General features: G+C 68.9%; 17 protein-coding genes and 1 pseudogene. 8 read left to right on the top strand and 10 right to left on the bottom strand.

Annotated elements, in window-relative coordinates; genetic code table 11:
- Positions 1 to 13: 13 nt before the first annotated feature.
- The 8 genes and pseudogenes from dnaG to mgtE (N0A24_04975) form a co-directional block, all read right to left on the bottom strand.
- A pseudogene (gene dnaG, locus N0A24_05010) lies at positions 14 to 1,243 on the bottom strand (DNA primase).
- Positions 1,244 to 1,470: 227 nt separating this feature from the next.
- A complete protein-coding gene (locus tag N0A24_05005; protein MCS7172753.1) occupies positions 1,471 to 2,538 on the bottom strand; it encodes a deoxyguanosinetriphosphate triphosphohydrolase in 1,068 nt (355 codons plus the stop codon).
- Complete coding sequence (gene glyS / locus N0A24_05000; protein MCS7172752.1) at positions 2,538 to 4,610, bottom strand: glycine--tRNA ligase subunit beta; 2,073 nt, start codon at positions 4,608 to 4,610, stop codon at positions 2,538 to 2,540. The genes N0A24_05005 and glyS overlap by 1 nt, the downstream gene beginning before the upstream one ends.
- The gene (gene glyQ / locus N0A24_04995) at positions 4,603 to 5,493 is read right to left on the bottom strand and encodes a glycine--tRNA ligase subunit alpha (protein MCS7172751.1); all 891 of its coding nucleotides are present in this window, start codon (positions 5,491 to 5,493) and stop codon (positions 4,603 to 4,605) included. The genes glyS and glyQ overlap by 8 nt, the downstream gene beginning before the upstream one ends.
- A gap of 88 nt (positions 5,494 to 5,581) precedes the next feature.
- The gene (locus tag N0A24_04990; GenBank protein MCS7172750.1) at positions 5,582 to 5,827 is read right to left on the bottom strand and encodes a hypothetical protein; all 246 of its coding nucleotides are present in this window, start codon (positions 5,825 to 5,827) and stop codon (positions 5,582 to 5,584) included.
- Between the two features lie 10 nt (positions 5,828 to 5,837).
- Positions 5,838 to 6,626, bottom strand: coding sequence for a DNA repair protein RecO (gene recO / locus N0A24_04985; protein MCS7172749.1), 789 nt, complete (start codon positions 6,624 to 6,626; stop codon positions 5,838 to 5,840).
- Positions 6,627 to 7,958 (bottom strand): magnesium transporter, encoded by a 1,332-nt coding sequence (gene mgtE, locus N0A24_04980; protein ID MCS7172748.1) that lies wholly within the window; start codon positions 7,956 to 7,958, stop codon positions 6,627 to 6,629.
- The gene (mgtE, locus tag N0A24_04975) at positions 7,955 to 9,295 is read right to left on the bottom strand and encodes a magnesium transporter (GenBank protein ID MCS7172747.1); all 1,341 of its coding nucleotides are present in this window, start codon (positions 9,293 to 9,295) and stop codon (positions 7,955 to 7,957) included. Before mgtE (N0A24_04975) ends, mgtE (N0A24_04980) begins: the two co-directional genes overlap by 4 nt.
- A 125-nt stretch (positions 9,296 to 9,420) precedes the next feature.
- Between mgtE (N0A24_04975) and N0A24_04970 the strand changes: the two genes are divergently transcribed.
- Genes N0A24_04970 through N0A24_04935 form a run of 8 tightly spaced genes read left to right on the top strand, consistent with a single transcriptional unit; the run spans position 9,421 to position 17,430 of the window.
- Positions 9,421 to 10,143: a dihydrofolate reductase family protein gene (locus tag N0A24_04970; GenBank protein ID MCS7172746.1), complete on the top strand. Its 723-nt coding sequence runs from the start codon at positions 9,421 to 9,423 to the stop codon at positions 10,141 to 10,143.
- 16 nt (positions 10,144 to 10,159) lie between these two features.
- A complete protein-coding gene (locus N0A24_04965; protein MCS7172745.1) occupies positions 10,160 to 10,873 on the top strand; it encodes an N-acetylmannosamine-6-phosphate 2-epimerase in 714 nt (237 codons plus the stop codon).
- Complete coding sequence (locus N0A24_04960; protein MCS7172744.1) at positions 10,866 to 12,107, top strand: sugar ABC transporter substrate-binding protein; 1,242 nt, start codon at positions 10,866 to 10,868, stop codon at positions 12,105 to 12,107. The genes N0A24_04965 and N0A24_04960 overlap by 8 nt, the downstream gene beginning before the upstream one ends.
- Positions 12,094 to 13,017, top strand: coding sequence for a sugar ABC transporter permease (locus tag N0A24_04955; protein MCS7172743.1), 924 nt, complete (start codon positions 12,094 to 12,096; stop codon positions 13,015 to 13,017). Before N0A24_04960 ends, N0A24_04955 begins: the two co-directional genes overlap by 14 nt.
- Positions 13,011 to 13,841, top strand: a complete 831-nt coding sequence (locus N0A24_04950; GenBank protein ID MCS7172742.1) for a carbohydrate ABC transporter permease — start codon at positions 13,011 to 13,013, stop codon at positions 13,839 to 13,841. Before N0A24_04955 ends, N0A24_04950 begins: the two co-directional genes overlap by 7 nt.
- Positions 13,838 to 15,205 (top strand): FAD-dependent oxidoreductase, encoded by a 1,368-nt coding sequence (locus N0A24_04945; protein ID MCS7172741.1) that lies wholly within the window; start codon positions 13,838 to 13,840, stop codon positions 15,203 to 15,205. The genes N0A24_04950 and N0A24_04945 overlap by 4 nt, the downstream gene beginning before the upstream one ends.
- Positions 15,202 to 16,713, top strand: coding sequence for a DUF4127 family protein (locus N0A24_04940; GenBank protein MCS7172740.1), 1,512 nt, complete (start codon positions 15,202 to 15,204; stop codon positions 16,711 to 16,713). The genes N0A24_04945 and N0A24_04940 overlap by 4 nt, the downstream gene beginning before the upstream one ends.
- Before the next feature lie 3 nt (positions 16,714 to 16,716).
- Entirely contained in the window at positions 16,717 to 17,430 is a 714-nt protein-coding gene (locus N0A24_04935) for an ROK family protein (GenBank protein MCS7172739.1), read from the top strand.
- Between the two features lie 264 nt (positions 17,431 to 17,694).
- On the opposite strand, the gene N0A24_04930 is transcribed toward N0A24_04935, so the two are convergent.
- Together N0A24_04930 and N0A24_04925 are read right to left on the bottom strand one after the other, a co-directional pair.
- Positions 17,695 to 18,222: an RDD family protein gene (locus tag N0A24_04930; GenBank protein MCS7172738.1), complete on the bottom strand. Its 528-nt coding sequence runs from the start codon at positions 18,220 to 18,222 to the stop codon at positions 17,695 to 17,697.
- A gap of 438 nt (positions 18,223 to 18,660) precedes the next feature.
- The coding region (locus tag N0A24_04925; GenBank protein ID MCS7172737.1) for a TIGR02710 family CRISPR-associated CARF protein at positions 18,661 to 19,755 on the bottom strand (1,095 nt) is incomplete at its 5' end.

Below are 19,755 nucleotides of genomic sequence, written 5' to 3'. Positions count from 1 at the left end.
CTTCCTCCGGAACGCCGAGTCGCTTGACGAGCTGCGTCAGATACTCGTCGCGGGCCAGTTCGTGCCGGTAGCTCGCTAGCAGGGGGATCAGTTCGTCAACGATCCGGATTTTCCCTTCCACCGTCTGGGGGGAATGTGTGCGCAGGAGGTAGTCCAGCCGGAAGTGGAACACGGGTCGGGCCCCTTCCACCACCCGCAGGAAGGCATCCCGGCCGTGGCGGCGCAGGAAGAGGTCCGGATCCATCCCCTCCGGGAGGGTGACAGCCCGCACGCTCAGGCCCGCTTCCTCGAAGAGGGGCAAGGCCCGAACCGCGGCCCGCTGCCCCGCCTCGTCGGAGTCGTAGACCAGCACCACCGATGCGGTGAACCGGCGCAGCAAGGCCACCTGGTCCGGGGTCAGGGCCGTACCCAGGGAGGCCACCGTGTGCTGGATGCCATGCTGATGGCAGGTGACGGCGTCCAGGTATCCCTCCACCACCACCGCGTAGCCGGCCTGCCGGATGGCCTCCCGCGCGAAGTTTAGGGCGTACAGGGTCCGCCCTTTGTGAAAAACCGGACTCTCCCGGGAATTGAGATACTTCGGCTGGTCCTCCTCCCGGAGGGCGCGGCCGCCGAAGGCCACGGGCCGGTCCTGAAGGTCCAGGATGGGGAACATGAGCCGGTGCCGGAAGACGTCGTAGTGCCCGCCGCCGCCGCGGGGTGCTACGAGACCTGCCTTTTCCAGTACCTCCGCCGCATGCCCGCTTCGCCGGAGGTGCTGGAGGAGGAGGTCCCAGGCCTCGGGAGCGTAGCCCAGCCGGAAGCGGTCCGCGGCCTGTGGCGTGATCTCCCGCTGCCCGAGGTACTCCCGGGCCACCCGTCCGGAGGAGGGGTGGAGCAAGGTTTCCCGGTAGAACCGCGCCGCGGCGTCGAGAGCGCGGAGAAGGGCCTCCACCTCCCCCCGGACGGGCAGGCGCTCCTCCAGGGGGACGCCCGCCCGCCGGGCCAGCTCCCGCAGGGCCTCTGGGAACGAGACGCCCTCCACCCGCATGAAGAAGTCGAAGACGTCTCCTCCGGCTCCGCACCCGAAGCAGTAAAACAGTCCCCGCTCCCGGTCCACGGTAAAGGAGGGGGTCTTCTCCGTGTGGAACGGGCACAGGCCCACGTACCGCCGTCCGCTCCTCCGCAAGGAGACGTACGCGGAGGCGAGCTCCACCAGGTCGATGCGCGAGCGGATCTGCTCCCGGACCTCCTCCGTCACCATCCCCGACTGCCCACCCTCCTTCGCCTTCCCGGAACGTTCAGAATCCCTGGGTATCCGCCTCCCTGAGGCCTCAAGCGATTCGGAATCCATCCCCGGCCGGACAAAAACGGCGGGACCCGCAGCGCCCGCCTCGGGTCCCGCTCGCGCTCCCCCTCTGCCCCTCTAATGTCCGTTCTTTCGCGAACGATCCTGAAACTCCTCCTCTCCCGGACCGGAAAGATTTCCCGCTAGCGGGGCCAGCTCCTGGGGAGGAAGAGGGACTCCGCGATCCGTACCGCGTAACGATCCGTCATCCCCGCGAGGAAGTCGCACACCACCCGGGGGAGGGGCTCCCCGAGGGCAACCAGCCGCTGGTACTCTGGGGAGATCTGCTCCGGATGTTCCAGGAAGTGCTCGAAGAGCATCCGCAGCAGGCGCTGGGCCCGCGGTTCCTCCGCCTTCGCCACGGGGTTGAGATAGACCCGCTCGAACAGGAAGTCCTTGAGGAGGTCCAACGCCTGGCGTACGGGTTCACTCATGACGATCCGGGGCTGGTCCTCGCTGCTCGTGACCACGTCCCGTACCAAGACGTCCACCCACCGGCCCCGGGTGGGGCCCAGCACCTCCCGGACCTCCGCGGGGATCTCCTCCTCCCGCAGGAGACCAGCCCGGACCGCGTCGTCCACGTCGTGGTGCACGTAGGCGATCCGATCCGCCACCCGGACCACCTGCCCTTCCAGGGTGGTGGGGAGTCCGGCTTCGAACTGCATGTCTGAGGCTCCCTTGCTGTGCCCCAGGATTCCGTCCCGCACCTCCCACGTGAGGTTGAGCCCCCACTCCACGGTGCCGTCGGACCGGCGGCGCTGTTCCAGCAGGTCCACAACCCGCAGGCTCTGCTCGGAGTGTCGGAATCCCCCCCACGGCCGCATCGCCTCGTCCAGGGCGGCTTCTCCCGCGTGTCCGAAGGGGGGATGCCCGAGGTCGTGGGCCAGGACGATGGCCTCCGTGAGGTCCTCGTTGAGCCGCAGGGCCCGGGCGATGGTGCGGGCGATCTGGGCCACCTCCAGGGTGTGGGTGAGCCGGGTCCGGTAGTGGTCTCCCTCGGGTGCGAGGAACACCTGGGTTTTGTGCTTAAGCCTGCGGAACGCCTTGCTGTGGATCACCCGGTCCCGATCCCGCTGAAAGCAGGTGCGCAGGTCATCCTCGGGTTCCGGGACGCGTCTTCCCCGCGAATTCCGGCTCAACGTGGCGTAGGGCGAGAGCCGCTCCGCCTCCTCTGCCTCCATCCGCTCCCGGATACGGTGCAGGGAATCCATCACTCCGCCTTCCGTTCCCCGGGAGCCACCGCGAGCCGCGAGAGGTCCGCGATCTCCCGCACCAGCCGCACCACCTCCCCCAGCAGGGTGTGGCGGCGGCGGCGGACCTGTGGATCCGGGTCGTTGACGAAGACGGCATCGAAGAACCGCGCCACAGGGTCCCGCAGTCTGGACAGCTCCACGAGGGCCGCCTCGTACCGCGAGGAGGAGACGCACGTTTCCACCCGGGGGCGTACCGCCCGGATGGCCTCCAGCAAATCCTGTTCCGCCTGGTCTTCGGCCACCGGTTCTTCTCCGGAGAGGAGCGCGGGGTCGAGGATGCGGTGGGCCCGATCGAAGGCCTCGTACAGGGCCGCGAAGGCGGGAGTAGCCCGAAACCGGACGAGGGCCTCCACCCGATCCACCAGATCCGCCACGTCGGACCAGGAAGCGTCCAGCACCGCCTCCACCGTGTCGTGCGGGTATCCCCGCTCCAGCAGCCACGCCCGCAGCCGCCCCAGTACGAAGGCCCAGATCTCCTCCAGGCGGTCCTCCAGGTCCGGGTACCCTCCCAGGGCCCGACGGACCAAGGCAAGCAGCGGGATCCGCACCCGGTGGAGGGAGAGGATCTCAAACAGACTGCCCGCGGCCCGACGCAGTCCGTACGGATCCGCGGAGCCCGTCGGCGCAAGCCCGATCCCGAGGCAACCCGCGAGCGTGTCCGCACGATCCGCGATCCCCAGCAGGGCCCCCAGCCAGCTGCGGGGAGGGGTGTCCTCCGCGGTGCGCGGCCGCAGGTGCTCCGCGATGGCCTCCGCCACAGCCTCCGGCTCGCCATCCAGCCGTGCGTACAGCCCCCCTACGGTGCCCGCAAGCTCCGGGAACTCCCCTACCACATGGGTGGCCAAATCCGCCTTGCACAGCTCCGCGGCGCGTAGGAGGTGCGTCCGCTCCTCCTCCGACAGGCGGAGGTGTTCCGCCAGCCACCCCGCGAGGCCCCGCAGCCGCTCCACCTTGTCCCACACGGTGCCCAGCCGTTCCACGAACACCATCTCCCGAAGCTGCTCCAACCGAGCGGCGAGGGGAACCTTCCGATCCTCCTCGTAGAAGAAGCGGGCATCCTCCAGGCGCGCCCGCAGGACCCACTCGTTCCCTTCCCGCACCTGCTCCAACCCCACCTCGTCCCCGTCCCGCACCGCGAGGAAGTAGGGCAGCAGCTGCCCTTCCCGCTCCACGGGGAAGTAGCGCTGGTGATGCTGCATCACGGTGACAAGGATCTCCCGGGGAAGGCCAAGAAAGTCCGGGTCGAAGGCTCCCCGGAAGGGCGTGGGATGCTCCACAAGGAAGGTGACCTCCTCGAGGAGTGAGGTGGGTACGAGGGCCTGACCGCCCACCTCCGCGGCGAGGCGCCGCACGTCCTCCAGGATCTGCGTTGCCCGTCGCCGGTGATCCACCACCACCCGGGCTTCCTCCATCACCCGCTCGTATTCCGCGGCATGCGGGAGGGCGTGCGGTCCGGGATTGAGGATCCGGTGCCCGCGGGTGGTGCTGCCGCTCCGTACTCCCGCCACCTCGAACGGGATCACCTCGTGGTCCAGCATGGCCACGATCCACCGGATGGGCCGGCCGTACCGCAACTCCTGCGTTCCCCACCGCATGGTCTTGGGGAACGAGAGATCCGTGATGAGACGGGGCAACCGCTCCCGCAGGACCTCCCGAGTGGGCCGGCCCGGGATCCGTACCCGCGCGAACACGTACTCCCCCGCTTCCGTGCTCCTCCGCTCCAGGCTGTCCACGGCCACACCCTGCGATCGCGCGAAGCCCAGCGCCGCCCGCGTGGGCTTTCCCTCCGCATCGTAGGCCACCTTCACCGCTGGGCCCCGTACCTCGCGTACCGCGTCGGCCTGCCGATCCGGCACCTCCTGGGCGGTGAGCACCAGCCTCCGGGGGGTTCCGAAGGTCCGGATCTCGCCGGCCCGAAGCCCCTCCTCGGACAGCAACGCCCGGAGTCCCACCTCCAGCTGTTCCAGGGCCGGAAGCACGAAGCGGGCGGGCATCTCCTCCACACCGATCTCCAGGAGAAGCCTAGGCACCCCGCACCTCCGCGCTCTCTCTCAGGAGGGGCCACCCCATGGCCTCCCGCTGGGCGAGGTAGCGCTCCGCCACCTGCCGAGCCAGGCGACGGCACCGGGCCATGAGGGATGCCCGCTCCTGGACCCCTATCGCTCCCCGGGCATCCAGGAGGTTGAAGACATGGGAGCACTTCAGCACGTAGTCGTAGGCCGGGAGGACGAGGCCCGCCTCCAGGGCCGCACCCGCTTCCTGCTCGTAGGCATCGAACCACGCCCGCAGCCGCTGGACGTCCGCTCGCTCGAACCCATACCGGCTCCACTCCACCTCCTCCCGGTGCCGCAGCTCTCCGTAGGTGATCCCTGGGGCCCACTCCAGCTCGAACACACTGCTCTTCCGCTGCAGGTACATGCACAGCCGCTCCAGTCCGTACGTGATCTCCGCGCACACGGGACGGCAGTCCATTCCCCCGCACTGCTGGAAGTACGTGAACTGGGTGATCTCCATCCCATTGAGCCACACCTCCCACCCCAGGCCCCAGGCACCCAGGGTCGGGGATTCCCAGTCATCCTCCACGAACCGCACGTCGTGCGTGCGGAGATCGATCCCGAGCGCCTCCAGGCTGCGCAGGTACACCTCCTGAACGTCCTCGGGGGAAGGTTTGAGGATGACCTGGTACTGGTAGTACGCACCCAGGCGGTTGGGGTTCTCGCCGTACCGCGCGTCCCCTGGGCGGCGGCTGAACTGCACATACGCCACCTTCCAAGGTTCCGGGCCGAGGGCCCGGAGGAAGGTAGCTGGGTGCATGGTCCCCGCCCCTACCTCCACGTCGTAGGGCTGGGCGATCACGCAGCCGTAGTCCGCCCAGTACCGATCCAGGGCAAGGATGAGTTCCTGAAACCGCATCCGCATCCCTCCAAAACGCGGAGGACCTCCGCCCGATCCGGGACGGAGGCCTCCTGTGCTGTGGCGCCGAGGTGGCGCCACCCCGCCTCTAGCCGATGCCGAGGGGCTCCTCCTCTCGAACCCGCTCCCGGCCCTGCATCCCCGAGACCACGGAGGCCACCAGCAGCCCCAAAAGCCCCGCGGCGGCCCAGACGAGCGGGAGCTCGATGGTCCGGCCGTCCGACCGCAGCCGGACCAGTCCACTCTGGTCCACCCGCACCACCTCCCGTACCTCCTGCAGGGCCTCGGACAGCTTCACCAGGACCTGCTTCGCCCGATCCAGATCGATCTCCATGGGTCGCACCTCACGGAGTCCTCGTCTCGAGTATATCCTCTCCACGCGGCGCTACGGAGGGGACCTGCAGGGTCCGCAGAACTCCCAGGCTGCGCAGGCGTCCCTCGAAGTGAGCTTCCGCGTACGTCACCAGGGCATCCACAGCCTCCGCCCGGGCAGAAGCGGAAAGCCGCAATCGGGCGAGCTCGCGAGGGCGGGCCCGGCTCAGAAACCGCAGGGCTCCCACGGTCTCCCCCCGGATCCCGGGCGCCTGGGGATCCTGGAGGGCACAGGTCGCACACAGGAGACCGCCGGCGAGGATCTGCCATGCTCCATTCCCCTGCACCGACCGCCCGCAGCGGGCGCACCGATCGAGCACGGGCCCGTAGCCCAGGTGGCGCACCAGGCGCAGGGCATACCACAACGTCGCCATCTCCGGATCTCCGCCCGCCAGGGCCTCCTGGGCCTGCAGGAGCGTCTCAAACACCTCGGGGTGCGGGTCCAGCCCCTGGAGCATCCGGTCCGTGAGCTCCGCGCACACCGCGGCCCAGGCGGTGCGGAGGAGGTCGGCCCGCAGGGACGCGAAGCTGGTGATCACCTCCACCTGGGCCACCACATCCAGGGTGCGGCCGCGGGCGAGAAGGAACCGCGCGTGGGTGAAGGGTTCCAGCCTTCCTGCCAGGCGGCTGCTGGGCCGTCGCACCGCCTTGGCCTTCACCGCCAGCTTCCCATACTCCCGGGTGAGGAGGGTGAGGACCCGGTCCGCCTCCCCCAGATTGCGGCGGCCCAGCACGATCCCTTCCACCTTGTAGACCGGCACCTAGCCCCCCAGTCGCAGCAGCCGCACCGCCACGGTGAAGTACACGGTGACGGTCAAGAGGTCCATCAAGGAGGTGATGAAGGGCCCGGAGGCCACCGCGGGATCCCGACGCAGCAGGGTAAGCCCCAGCGGGATCACGGAGCCCAAAAGCGCCGCCACGTTCATCACCACGAAGATCGTGAGGGCCAGAACGAGGCTCAGGCGAGGATCCCGCCACCACACCCAACCGATGGCCGCGGCCACCCCCGCGCTCCATAGTGCCGAGATGAGGCCCACCACCACCTCCCGCGCGAGGAAGGTTCGATACGTCCGGCGATCCACCTCGCCCGTGGCGAGGGCCCGTATCGCGAAGGCGGCGCACTGAATCCCCATGTTCCCCGCCTGGTCGTTCAACATGGGGATGAAAAAGGCAAGTGCCACTAAGGCCTGTAGGATGTGCTCGAACTGCCCTACCACCTGGGCCGCCACGGACTCCAGGGCCATCAGGGCCACCAGCCACGGAAGCCGCCGCAGAGCCCGCCGCCACGGGGAACGTTCCGCCTCCACCACCTCCACAAGCCCCGTAAGCCGGTACGCGTCCTCCGTGGCCTCCTCCTCCACCACGTCCAGGATGTCGTCCACGGTCACCACGCCCACCAGCCTCCCCTCCCGGTCCACCACGGGAAGGGCCAGGAGCCCGTACTTCTTGAAGGTACGGGCTACGGTCTCCTGATCGTCCTCCGCCTGCACGGAGATCACCCGGGTGGTCATCACGGCGGCGATGCGGGTTCCGGGATGGGCCACGATGAGATCCCGCAGGCTCACCACGCCCCGCAGCCGGCCCTCCGGATCCACCACGTACACGTAGTACACGGTCTCCGCGCGGGGAGCCATCCGCCGCAGGTGCTCCAGGGCCTCTTCCACCGTCCAGTCCTGGCGCACCGCCACGAACTCCGGGGTCATGCGGCCGCCCGCGGTCTGTGGCCCGTAGTGCAGGAGTTTCCGGACGTCCTCGGCTTCCGCGGGTGCCATGCGGTCCAGGAGGGAGCGCGCCTCCTCCGGACTCAGGCGCCCCAGGAGGTCCGCGGCGTCGTCCGTGCTCATCCCCTCCAGCAGCTCCGCCTGGACCTCCAGAGGGATTCCCCGGAGGAGGGCCTGCTGGCGGTCGGGCGGGAGGTACTCCATGGCCTCCGCGCCGCGGGAACCTAGGGCTTCCAGCACCTGCTGCGCCTCTGGGTCCGGGAGGTGTTGCAGGGCCTCCGCCACGTCCGCGGGGTGCATCTCACGGGCGACCTCCCGCAGGCGGACCGGGTCCCTCAGCAGCTCCCGCAGCCGACCTACCCGGGGGTTCACGGTATCCTCCCCAGGACCAGGGTAGCTAGAAGCAGGTACAGGCCCAGGGAGAGGTTGTCCGTGAGGGTGGTGATGAGCGGACCGCTTGCCACCGCGGGATCCACCCGGAGGGCGGCGAAGCCAAAGGGCACCAGAATGCCGACTGCCGCCGCGAGGGTGAGGCTCAGGCTCATGGCGCTCCCCACCACGAGCCCGAGCACCAGACTCCCCTGCCACAGCGCCACAAACAGGAAGGCCAGAAGTCCACACACTCCCCCCACCACCGCACCCGTGCGCACCTCCCGGACTGCTCCCTCCCACCGGTTCTCCGCGAGGGATCCCGTGGCCATGCCCCGCACCGCCACCGCCAGGGACTGGGTGCCCACGTTGCCCGCGGTGGCCGCGATCATGGGGAAGAAGAAGGCGAGGGCGACCGCGCGCTCCAGGATGGACTCGAACCGGCTGATGAGCACCGCGGCCACCACGTTCAGGAGCAGGTTGAAGACCAAAAACCCCGCCCGTCTCGCCACCCACTTCCAGGGAAGCCCTCCCGCCAATCCCACAAGCGGAGCCGGAGCCCCCGCCAGCCGTAGCACGTCCTCGGTTCCCTCCTCCGCGGTCACCCGCAGGAGGTCATCCGCGGTGATGATGCCCAACAGCCGCCCCTGCGCGTCGCAAACGGGCAGAGCCAGGAGGTCGTATTTCTCCAGCAGCCGTGCCGCTTCTTCCCGATCCGCTTCGGGCCGGACGGTGACGGGATCCTTGCGCATGATCTCCCGTACGAGGGCATCCGGGGAAGCCACCACGAGATCCCGCAGGCTCACCACGCCCCGCAGCCGGCCCTCCGGATCCACCACGTACACGTAGTAAGGGAGCTCCACCTCTTGCCCCACCCGGCGCAGCTCCCCGATGGCATCCTGCACCCGCAGGTGGTCGCGTACGGCCACGTACTCCGTGGTCATGAGGCCGCCCGCGGTGTCCTCGGGGTACCGTAGCAGCTCCTGAACCGCCGCCGCCTCCCCTCCCATGCGGGCCAGGAGCCGCCGGAGGCGGTCCCGGGAGAGTTCCCCCAGCACGTCCGCGGCCTCGTCCGTGTCCATCTGGAGGATCAGGCGGCTCGCCTCCTCGTCGCCCAGGTGCTCCAGAAGTCGCAGGCGTACCTCGTCCGGCAGCTCCTCCAGGACCTGGGCCGCGCGGTCCAGATCCAGGAGGAAGAGCAGGGTCAGGCGTTCCGAGCTCTCGAGCTGGAGGAGGAGGTCCGCGAGGTCAGCGGGGTGCAGCTCGGCCGTCAGAGCCCGCAGCGCCTCCGGCTGCCGGGCCGCCAGGTACTCCCGCGTACGCTCCAACAGGGAGGACATGGGATCCCCACCGCGATGATCGGTCCATGGCGCGCCAACCCGCCTCCCCACTAGACTAGTGGCATCGAGTCCGGTTGGAAAGGGAGCGAATGCGCCGGTTGATCCCCGATTACTGGGAGGAGCCGATGGAGAACCTGTACGCGGACCTGCGGTTTCCGGACCGCCCAGATCGACCCCATGTGGCCCTGCACCTGGTGATGAGCGCGGATGGAGGGGCCACGCTGCAGGGAAGGACGGGAGGGATGGGGGGGACCGCAGACCGCCTGGCCTTCCGCCGGCTGCGGGAGGCGTGTGATGCCATCCTGGTGGGCGCGGGCACCGTGCGGGAGGAAGCGTACGGCCCTCCCCGGCTCCCTCTGGAGGCGCAGGCCCGCCGCACCGCCCGAGGCCTTGCGCCACTCCCGCGCCTTGTGATCGTCACCGCCCGGGCCGCCCTGGATCCCACCCACCGGGTGTTCTCGGATCCGGACCGGCGACCTCTGGTGGTGATTCCGGAGGACGCGGAGGCAGAAGTCCTGAACGGAATCGCCCAGGTGGCGGAGGTGATGCGGTGCGGGCGGAGAGAGGTGGACCTGGGGCGGATGCTTCAACTCCTGCACGCGCGGGGAATCCGGTGGGCGGTGTGCGAGGGCGGACCGGTGCTGGCTGGCCGGCTTTTGGCCCTGGACCTCGTGGACGAGCTCTTCCTGACCGTGGCGCCGTGGATGGTGGGCTCTGGAGAGCGTCGGCTCGTGGAGGGGGTACTGGATCCCCCCCGGCGGCTGCGCCTAGTGGAGGCCCGCGAGCACGAGGGGGATCTTTTGCTCCGGTACGCCTTGCTGGGGAAAGAGGAACCGCCCGGGCGGTAACGAACTCCGTCTTGCCATGGGGCACGAGGCGATCGAGCGCCTGCGAGGTGGACTCGTGGTCTCCTGCCAGGCCCTTCCCGGGGAGCTCCTGTTCGGTCCTGACCTCATGGCCCGGATGGCGGTGGCGGCATATGAGGGGGGTGCGGTCGGGATCCGGGCGAACTCTGGGCCCGATATCCGGGCCGTGCGGGAGGCGGTGCCGCTTGCGGTGATCGGGCTCATCAAGCGCACCTACCCGGATTCCCCCGTCATCATCACCCCTACCCTCCGGGAGGCCGGGGAGGCCATCGAGGCGGGGGCTCACGTCCTTGCCCTCGATGCCACCTCTAGACCCCGGCCCGGCGGTATCCCTCTCCCGCGCCTCGTGGAGGAGATCCGGGAGCGGTGGAAGGCGCCCCTGTGGGCGGACGTGAGCAACCTGGAGGAAGGGATCCAAGCAGCCCGATTGGGATTCGACGTCATAGCCACCACCCTCGCGGGATATACGGACGCCGCTGGACCCCTTGACCCCTATGCTCCGGACTTTGAACTGCTCAAGCGTCTGGTGGAGGCGGTAACGGGGCGGTTCGGGATCCCGGTGGTGGCGGAGGGCCGGATCTGGGAGCCCGCGCAGGCGCGGCGGTGTCTGGAACTGGGAGCGTTCGCGGTGGTGGTGGGGAGCGCCATCACCCGTCCCCAGCGCATCACCCGCCGGTTCGTGGAAGCGCTCCGGGGAGGGAACCATGCGTAGGGGTGTGGGAATTGCCCTGATCCTTTTCCTCCTGACGCCCTGGGTGCGCGCGGGAACTTCGGACATCACCCTGGAGTTCTGGACCATCTCCCTCAGGCCCTTCTTCACGGACTACATCACGGAGCTCATCCGCACCTACGAACGCCAGAACCCCGGTGTGCGGGTGCGGTGGGTGGACCAGCCCGTGGACGCCGTGGGGCAGAAGCTCCTGGCAAGCCTCGCGGCGGGAACTCCCCCGGACGTGGTGAACCTCAACGTCCCCATGGCCGCGGAACTGGCACAGCAGGAGGGACTACGGGCCCTGGACGGCCTCCTGCGGCCCGAGGACCGCACCCGGTACTTCGATGGGATGCTCCGATCCTTCCGGATCCGGGGGCAGATCTACGGCCTCCCGTGGTACGTGGCGCCTCCCGTGGTGGCCTACAACGTGGAGGTCTGGAGGCGGGCGGGGTTGGACCCGGACCGGCCGCCGCGCACCACGGACGAGCTCATCGCGTACGCCAGAAGGATCAAGGATCGCACGGGGCTCTATGGCTTCATGCCCAACGTGAACGGCACCAACCTGCTGCAGCGGTTCCAGGAGGCGGGACTTCCCGTACTAGAGAAGGGGCGGGCGGTCTTCCACTCCCCTCACCATGTGCGGGAGCTCCAGAAATGGGTGCAGTTGTTCCAGCAGGACTACTTTCCGGAGGACACCCTCCGCCGCGGGTATCTGGGAGCCACGGAGCGGTACACCGCGGGGCAGCTCGGCATGCTCATCACGGGCCCGCAGTTCCTCCTCCGGGTCCGGCACGACAACCTTGCAGTGTACCATCGCACGCGGGTGGGCCCGTACCCCCTGGACCGGGGGCAGGTGATCCACGCACCCCTCATGGGGCTCAGCGTTCCCCGTACCACCCGGCACCCGCGGGAGGCGGTGCGGTTCGCCCTGTACGTGACGGACGACCGGAACCAACTGGCGTTCTGCCGCATCGTCACCATCTTCCCCACCGCCCGGGCCGCGGCCCGGGATCCCTTCTTCACCCAGATCCCCCCGAACCCCACCCCCGAAGACCGCGCGCGGATCCTCGACGCGCGCCAGCTGCCCCTCGCCCGGGATCTCACCGTGGTGGTGCCGCACCAGGGGGAGCTCATGAAGGCGTTCCGGGACAACATCGAGGCCGCCTTCTTTGGGCGGAAGACGCCCCAGCAGGCCCTGGAGGATGCGGTACGCTACTGGAATGCGCGGCTCTAGGGCGCTTCCCCTCGCCCCCTCCCGTCCCCTCCTGAGGCCGCGGCTGCGCGCTGCCCTGGTGGCGTACCTGTTCTTAGCACCCGCCCTGGTGCTGCTTTCCGCCTTCACCTTCGCGCCCCTGGCCTTCGGCACCCTCCTCGCCTTTGCGGACTACAACGTCCTCCGCCCGCCCCGCTGGGTGGGGCTGGAGAACTTCCGCTTTCTGGTGGAGGATCCAGCCTTCGGGGTGGCCCTCCGCAACTCCCTCCGCTACCTCCTGGTGGTGCCCGCCATCCAACTGGCGGCTCTCCTGCTGGCCCTGCTGGTGAACCGGAGGCTTGTGGGCATCCTGCTGTTCCGGGCCGCCTACTACGTCCCCGTGATCACCTCCTTCGCGGTGGCCGGGTTGATGTGGAACTGGATGTACGCGCAGCACGGGGTGGTGAACTGGGTGGGGCTCCGGCTGGGTCTTCTCCCGCGGCCCTTCGAATGGCTCAACCATCCCACCCTTGCCCTGTACGCGGTGATGCTCGTGACCTTCTGGAAGGGGATTGGGTACTACATGGTGTTGTACCTGGCGGGCCTGCAAGCGGTCCCGCGGGAGCTCGAGGAGGCGGCCCGGGTGGACGGCGCGGGCCGGCTGCAGGTGTTCCTCTTCGTCACCCTCCCCCTGTTGCGGCCTACCCTCCTCCTATGTACCCTCCTCTCCACCCTGGCCGCCCTCAAGGTCTTCGAGGAGGTGTACGTGATGACGGGAGGAGGGCCCTTCGGACAGACCGCCACCGCCCTCCTGTACGTATACCAAAAGGCCTTCCAGGAGTTCCGGTGGGGGCTCGCGGCCGCCGCGGGGCTCTTGGTGGCCGTCATCGGTCTGTTGTTTTCCGCGCTGCACGTCTGGGTCTTCCGGGAGGGAGGGCTGCGGCCGTGGTGAGGAAACTGCGTTCCACCCTGGGCCATGCGCTCCTGTACACCCTGCTCTGCGGGATCGCCCTCTTTACCCTGTTTCCCTTCCTGTGGACCCTCAGCACGGCCCTGAGCACCGCGGGGAGCGTCTTTGTCTTCCCTCCCCGCTTTTTTCCGGAGAATGCGGGCCTCCGGAACTTCACGGAGGTGGTCCGGACCCTGCCCGTGGGCCGCTACTTCCTGAACTCCGTGGTCCTCACCGCGTACGGGGTTTCCGGAACCCTGCTCGTGTGCAGTCTGGCCGCGTACCCGCTCGCCCGCATGGACTTCCCGGGCCGTAACTTCCTTCTCCTGGCCCTGCTGAGCACCTTGCTCCTGCCGAACGAGGCGGGGTTCGTGGTGAACTTCCTCACCCTGACCCACCTGCGGCTTGTGAACACCTACACAGGCGTGGTCCTGCCCTCTCTGGCCTCCGTGGTGGGCATCTTCCTTCTGCGCCAGGCTTACCTCGCCATCCCTCAGGAGCTTTTGGATGCAGCCCGGGTGGACGGGGCTTCGGAGTTCCGGATCTGGGCGCGGATCGTGGTCCCCCTCAGCGGGCCCGCCCTCGCGGCCCTGGGCGTCCTCTCGTTCGTGGCCCACTGGAACTCCTTCATCTGGCCCCTCGTGGTCCTGCAGGATCCGGATCGGTATCCGCTCGCGGTGGGGCTGCTGTACCTGCAGGGCCTCTTTGCCCACAACACCCGGCTCATCGCCGCGGGTGCGGTGCTGGCCATGTTGCCCATCCTGGTGGTGTTCTGCTTCGCGCAGCGGTTCTTCATGCGGGGATTGGAGGGGGCGATCCGGGGATGATGCACTCCATCCGGGAGGTGGGCCGCTCGTGGGACGTGATCGTGGTAGGCGGAGGGACCGCGGGGGCCGTGGCGGGGATTGCGGCCGCGCGCATGCAGGCCCGCACCCTGGTGGTAGAGGCCCTGGGGTTTCTGGGTGGGACCGCCACGGGGGGGCTCGTCACCCCCATGATGCGCAACACCGCGGGGGGCAGGAACCTCAACCGAGGCCTCACGGAGGAGCTGAAGGCCCGGCTGCGGGCCCGGGGGGACGCGGATGTGAGCCCCGACGGCAACGACAACTGGTTCAACCCGGAGGGACTGAAGTTCGTGCTGGAGGAGCTGCTGCTGAAGGCCGGTGGGGAGGTCCTCTACCACACCCACTTCGTGTACCCGGAGGTGGAAGCGGGGTGGGTGCGCGGGGTCGTGGTGCACAACAAAGGGGGACTCTGGCGGCTGCGGGCCCGGGTGTTCGTGGACGCCACGGGGGATGCGGACCTCGCGGTGCGGGCGGGCGCTCCGTACAGGAGTGGGGATGAGACCGGAACGCACCAGGCCCTGACCCTGCGGTGGCACCTGGGCAACGTGGACCTCGTTCGTCTGCACGACTTCCTTGTGGGAATCGGCATGCCGCAGCTGGGCCCCCATTTCCTGCACCTGTGGATGGTGTGGGACCGAGGCTCACCGCTAGAGCCCCTCTTCCGCCGGGCCGTGGAGGAGGGGGTGCTGCTGGAGCGGGACGGCGACTACTTTCAGGCCTTCACCGTGCCGGGCCGGCCCGGAGAGCTCTCCTTCAACTGCCCCCGTATCCGGCCGGACCTCCACGACGGCACGGATCCTTGGCAGCTCTCGGCCGCCCAGGTGGACGGGCGTCGGGCCATCGAGCGCCTCCTCGCGTTCTGCCGTCGCTTCCTCCCCGGCTGCGAGCACGGTTACCTGGTGATGGTGGCGCCTATGGTGGGCGTGCGGGAGACCAGGAGGATCGTGGGCGACTACGTGCTCACCCTGGAGGACATCCTCCATTGCCGCACCTTCCCGGATGCCATCTGCCGCAACCACTACCCCGTGGACATCCACTCCGTGCGGGGGGAGCGGCTCCGGTACGAGGATCGCGGAGAGGCTCCGTACTTCCGGCCCGAGGCCTACCACGAGATCCCATACCGGTGCCTGATCCCCCGGGGCCTGGAGAACGTACTGGTGGCGGGGCGGTGCATTTCGGCCACCTTCGAAGCGCAGGCCTCCATCCGCATCCAGCAGAACGCCCACTCTATGGGCCAGGCTGCGGGCGTGGCCGCGGCTCTGGCTGCCCTGCGGGGCGTGGGCGTACGGGAGGTGGACGGCCAGGGGCTTCGGGAGCTCCTCCGGCAGCAGGGGGCGTACCTGTGACGGTGCTCTTCGTTCCGCCCGATACCCGCCCCCATACCCTAGACCTCCCCCTGCAGCTTGGGCGCGTGGCGGGGTTGGACCTCCGCACGCCGCCGGAAGCGTGCCTCCCCCGGCGCAACGAGCCCGGAGACCTGACCGCTCTCCACGGATGGCTCGTGGACCAGGCTCCCCACGCCCTCGCGGCCGTGGTGAGCCTCGAGACCCTCGCCCTGGGGGGCCTCGTCCCTGCCCGGCGCGGGGATGCTTCGGTGGAGGAGGCGATGCGGAGGCTGCGAACCCTGGAGATTCTGCGGGCTCAAGGCCTGCGAATCTACGCGCACGGCACCGTCCCCCGTGTGGCCGCAGGCGACGATCCCTTCGAGGAAAGGCCGTACTACGCGCGGTATGGCCCATCGCTGCGGGCGTACAGCGTGTGGGCCGACCGGGCCGAGCGGGGAGAGGCGGGGGGGGCGGAGCGCCTGGAAGAGGCAAAGCGTGCGATCCCTCCAGAGGTCCTCACAGACTTCCTGTTTATCCGGGAGCGCAGCCGGGCGGTGCACTGTACGGCCCTGGAGCTGGTGGTCCAAGGGGTTATCGGCAGGCTGCACCTTACCCTGGACGACACCGCGCCCGAGGGTCTCTCCGTGATGGACCGTCGGTTCCTCTCGGCGCGTGTTCGAGCCCTCGGACTGATGGACCGGGTTCACATCTACCCGGGTGCGGACGAGGTTCCCTGCACGCTTCTCGCACGGCTTCTCCTGGACCACGCTGGACGGAGCCCTCGGGTCTGGGTGATTTCTCCGGTGGCGGATCTCGAGGGGATCCCCACCCGGTACGAGGACGAACCCCTGGGGCGACTGGTGCGCCATCACCTGGAAGCCGTGGGACTCCGGCAATCCCGTCCGGAGGAGGCAGACCTCGTGGTAGCCCTGAACGCGCCGGGCCGGGCTCAGGGAGAGGCCGCACACCAACCGGATAGGGAGTACGTGGATACCCCAGAGCGGGACGTGGAGGCGTTCGTGGAGCACATCGGGCAAGCCATGCGCGCCAACTTGCCGGTGTCGGTCCTGGACGTGGCCTACGCGAACGGTGCGGATGACCGGTTCGTGCGGCTACTCCTGGAGCGGGTGGATCCCACGCGCTTTGCGGCCTACGCGGGGTGGAACACCGCGGGCAACACCCTGGGCAGCGGGCTCGGGCTTGGCGTGGCGAGCCTTTTCGAAACCCAGCCCGAGTATCGGCTGGAAGCGCTCCTGGTGCGCCTCGCGGAGGACTGGCTGTACCAGGCCCAGGTCCGGCAGGAGGTTCGGGGGATCCTGCGGGATCCCGATCCCTACGACCTCGGCCCCCTGTGGTCCCGGGCACAGGAGGCGGTGCGCGAGCGCCTGATGCCCCGCATCGAGGCCCTATGGCGGGAGCACTTCGCTCCGCGGCTCGGCTCCCTGGTGCTGGCCGTGGAGCCCCCGGAGCTCTTCTGGCCCCGGCTGCACGGGGTCCGGGTGCGGGTCCGGATCACGCCCGGAGGGTGAGCCGTGCCCTCGGTGGTTCTGGCCGTGGATATCGGCGGCACGAAGATCGCGGCGGCCCGGGTGGTGGAAGGCGTGGTGGTGGAACGGCGGGAGGCCCCCACACCCGTCCGGGAAGGGCCTCAGGCGGTGATCCGCACCGCCCTAAGCCTCCTCGAGGACTGGAGGCGGGGAGCTTTGGGGCTTGGAGTGGCGAGCGGCGGGGTCATCCACCGGGGGCGGGTGATCCACGCGAACCCCCGCATCCTGCCGGACTGGGCGGGCCTGGACCTGCGGGCGGTGTTCCGGCTCCACACGGGCCTCCCGGTGAAGGTCTTGAACGACGCCCAGGCCGCGGCCTGGGGAGAGTACCGGTACGGCGCGGGGCGAGGTCTGGATTCCATGGCTTTCGTGACCGTCTCCACCGGAATCGGCGCAGGCCTGGTGCTCGGGGGCCGGCTGCGCACCGGGGAGAGGGGCCTCGCGGGCCACCTGGGGCACACGGTCTGCGGTCCCGAAAGCGAGGTGTGTGGGTGTGGCCGGAGGGGGGTGTCTGGAGACCGTGGCCTCGGGGATGGCCCTCACAGAAGCGGCTCGCCAGGTGTTCGGGGCCTCCGTGAACACTTGCTCCGTTCTGGACCTGGCCTCACGGGGGGATCCGGTGGCTATCCGGCTTGTGGACCGGGCCGCAAAAGCCCTCGTGCACTCCCTCGGAGACCTCTAGGCCCTCGTGGATCCTGAGGTGGTGGTATTGGGGGGTGGCCTAAGCCTCAATCCTTTCTACCGGCAGTGCCTGGAGGCCCTGACGGTCCACCTTCACACCCCCTTCCGCCCCCGTCTGCGCCCCTCTGCCTTGGGTCCGGACGCGGGTCTGCTGGGTGCTGCGGATCTGCAAGAAAAAGAAAGGGGAGGGATCAGGTCTTCTATACACTACTTCATTACTAACTTCATTACTACCTCACGGTGATGCCAGGGCATGAGCCATGTGATCGCGATCTGCTGGTCTCAGAGGCGGAGCTCGTCCTTCGGGACGAAGAAGAACTCGGGCACCCGGTCCCGCGCGTAGTCCCACCTGGTCGGCGGCCGGAGCTGCCGGCGGTCCGCAGGCCGGCCGGTCTGCGGTGAAATGACGGCGATCCCGAGTAGGTGGAGACCCGGGGTGGTACCGTATACGCGGAAGCCGCCGAACACGATAACCAAGTAGCAGGTCAGCCACACAACCACGATCAGGAACGACTCGGGGTCGGAGACTCCGTCACGGATGTCAAACCCGACTGCCGGTCCCAGCAAGAGTACAAGAGCGGCGGTACCGGCAAGACAGAGGAATACGTCCACCAGGCTCGCCAGGCCGGCACGCCAGAAGGCCCGTCGGTGCGCCTCGTAGAGCCTGCGCCGAACGGGGTCTGCCTGCAGCTCTACCCACCAGTCTTGGTAGGCCTTGCGCCGGGCCTCCAGCCGGGCACGGGCACCGGTCAGGACCCAGGCCAGCACGGCCAGCTCCACCACCAGCAGCACTACCAGGAGGCGGACCACAGAGTCCACATCCCGATTCTAAGGCCGGCGCACAGCCGGGGCACCGTCCGGGCTGTACCCCGGAGTTCGAGGACGTTTCGGGCTGGCCGCCACGAAGAAGGCCGGTCGAGGTCTGGCGAGTGTCCGTCGGACCGTCCGGCGTCACCTCCGGGGGCCGGGCGACAGCCGAGACAGGGAGGCTGGGCACGCACTACCGTGTGGAGAGGAGGTGTCGCGCCCACCGTGGACAGACCCGAGACCGGCCGCAAACCGACGGCCTGCGCCACCAGGGCACACGCGTTCAGCTGGACCCGGTACCGCTTCGGAGGTGGCCCGGAGTGGGGCGGTCGGGTTGCCTAGTAGTCGCACACGCACTCCGCGAGATCCGCCAGCAAAGTCACGCTGAGTTCGATCGGGCTTTCCAGGTGTTCCACCCCTCTCCACGGGTTCTTGACGGGACTATGGGTGTGGGTCGAGAAGCGGGAGGCGGAACTGACCCAGATGGTGTTCCCACTGGGGGACGGACTCTGCCAGGAATTGCTCGGTGACCAGTGCTCGGAGCTTTTCGTACACTTCCGGACCGACCGGCTGGAAGCCGTGGGCCAGGGGCGACAGGTTGCGGCTCTGCAGGTAGGCCCGTAGCTTGGAGTCGGTCGCCCCGTAGAGGTCCATGAATCGGGTACCCAGCGGGTCGCCGAGGTCGGCCAGCAACTGGAACGCCTCCACCATTCCGAGCTTGAGTGACCCGTCCGGATCTGTCCGCTTCACCCACTGGCCTCGGACGGCATCGGGTAACCGGTCCAGGTCGACTCGGTCAGCACGGAGGCCTCGATTGTGGAGCCTGTGCTGCGCGAGGTACTCCAGCAGACGGTACAGGAGGAGCACGGCCACGTCGTAGAGCTGGCCGGCTGCACGACGCTCTGCGTGGGCTAGCAGGTCGATGGAGGTCAGCGCGTCCAGCGGGAGCCCGCACCCGCACGCGGGACCGGTGCAACGGCTTTTCCAGAGTCTGTGGACGACCTCGCTGGCGCGCGGCACCTCACCGGACGGTGCCAGGCTCTCCGTGAGGTCCCGGTACTCCTTGAGGCAGGCCCGGAAGTGCTCGCACGCCCTCCGGTAGTCGAGGAGCTCCCATGCCTGGCAGGCCTGGCTCAGCTCGGTGAGGAAGTCGAGCCGCCTCCGGTGCTCGTCCCGGACGGTCCGCTCCCGGACGCGAGAAACGTGCTGGAGGACGGTGGCGAAGTGCCCGGTGTTGAACAGCTCCACCAGGGACCTCCAGGACCGGCGGAAGAGGAGCTCCAGCGGTTGGAAGCTCAAGATCCGCTCGGTGCCGCTGATCGCCCGCCCCTGCTCGTCGAGTTGTCCGAGGATGTAGCTGACACCTGCGAGTTCCATGTCGAAGGCCACGTAGTCCACGGCGGCCGACATGGCCTTGGTGCCGCGCGTGTAGTCCACGTAGACCTCCTCGGGGCGGAACCCGCGGCCCTTGAAGAGCACGCGTCGGAGGGTCTCAGCGTAGTGCAGGACAAGTTGCTGGACGTCCACAGCTTCCGC

The organism is Armatimonadota bacterium (assembly GCA_025059775.1).
Taxonomy (GTDB): domain Bacteria; phylum Sysuimicrobiota; class Sysuimicrobiia; order Sysuimicrobiales; family Sysuimicrobiaceae; genus Sysuimicrobium.
The sequence above is the reverse complement of the archived record's forward strand: the minus strand, read 5'-3'. Positions and strand labels throughout refer to the sequence as shown.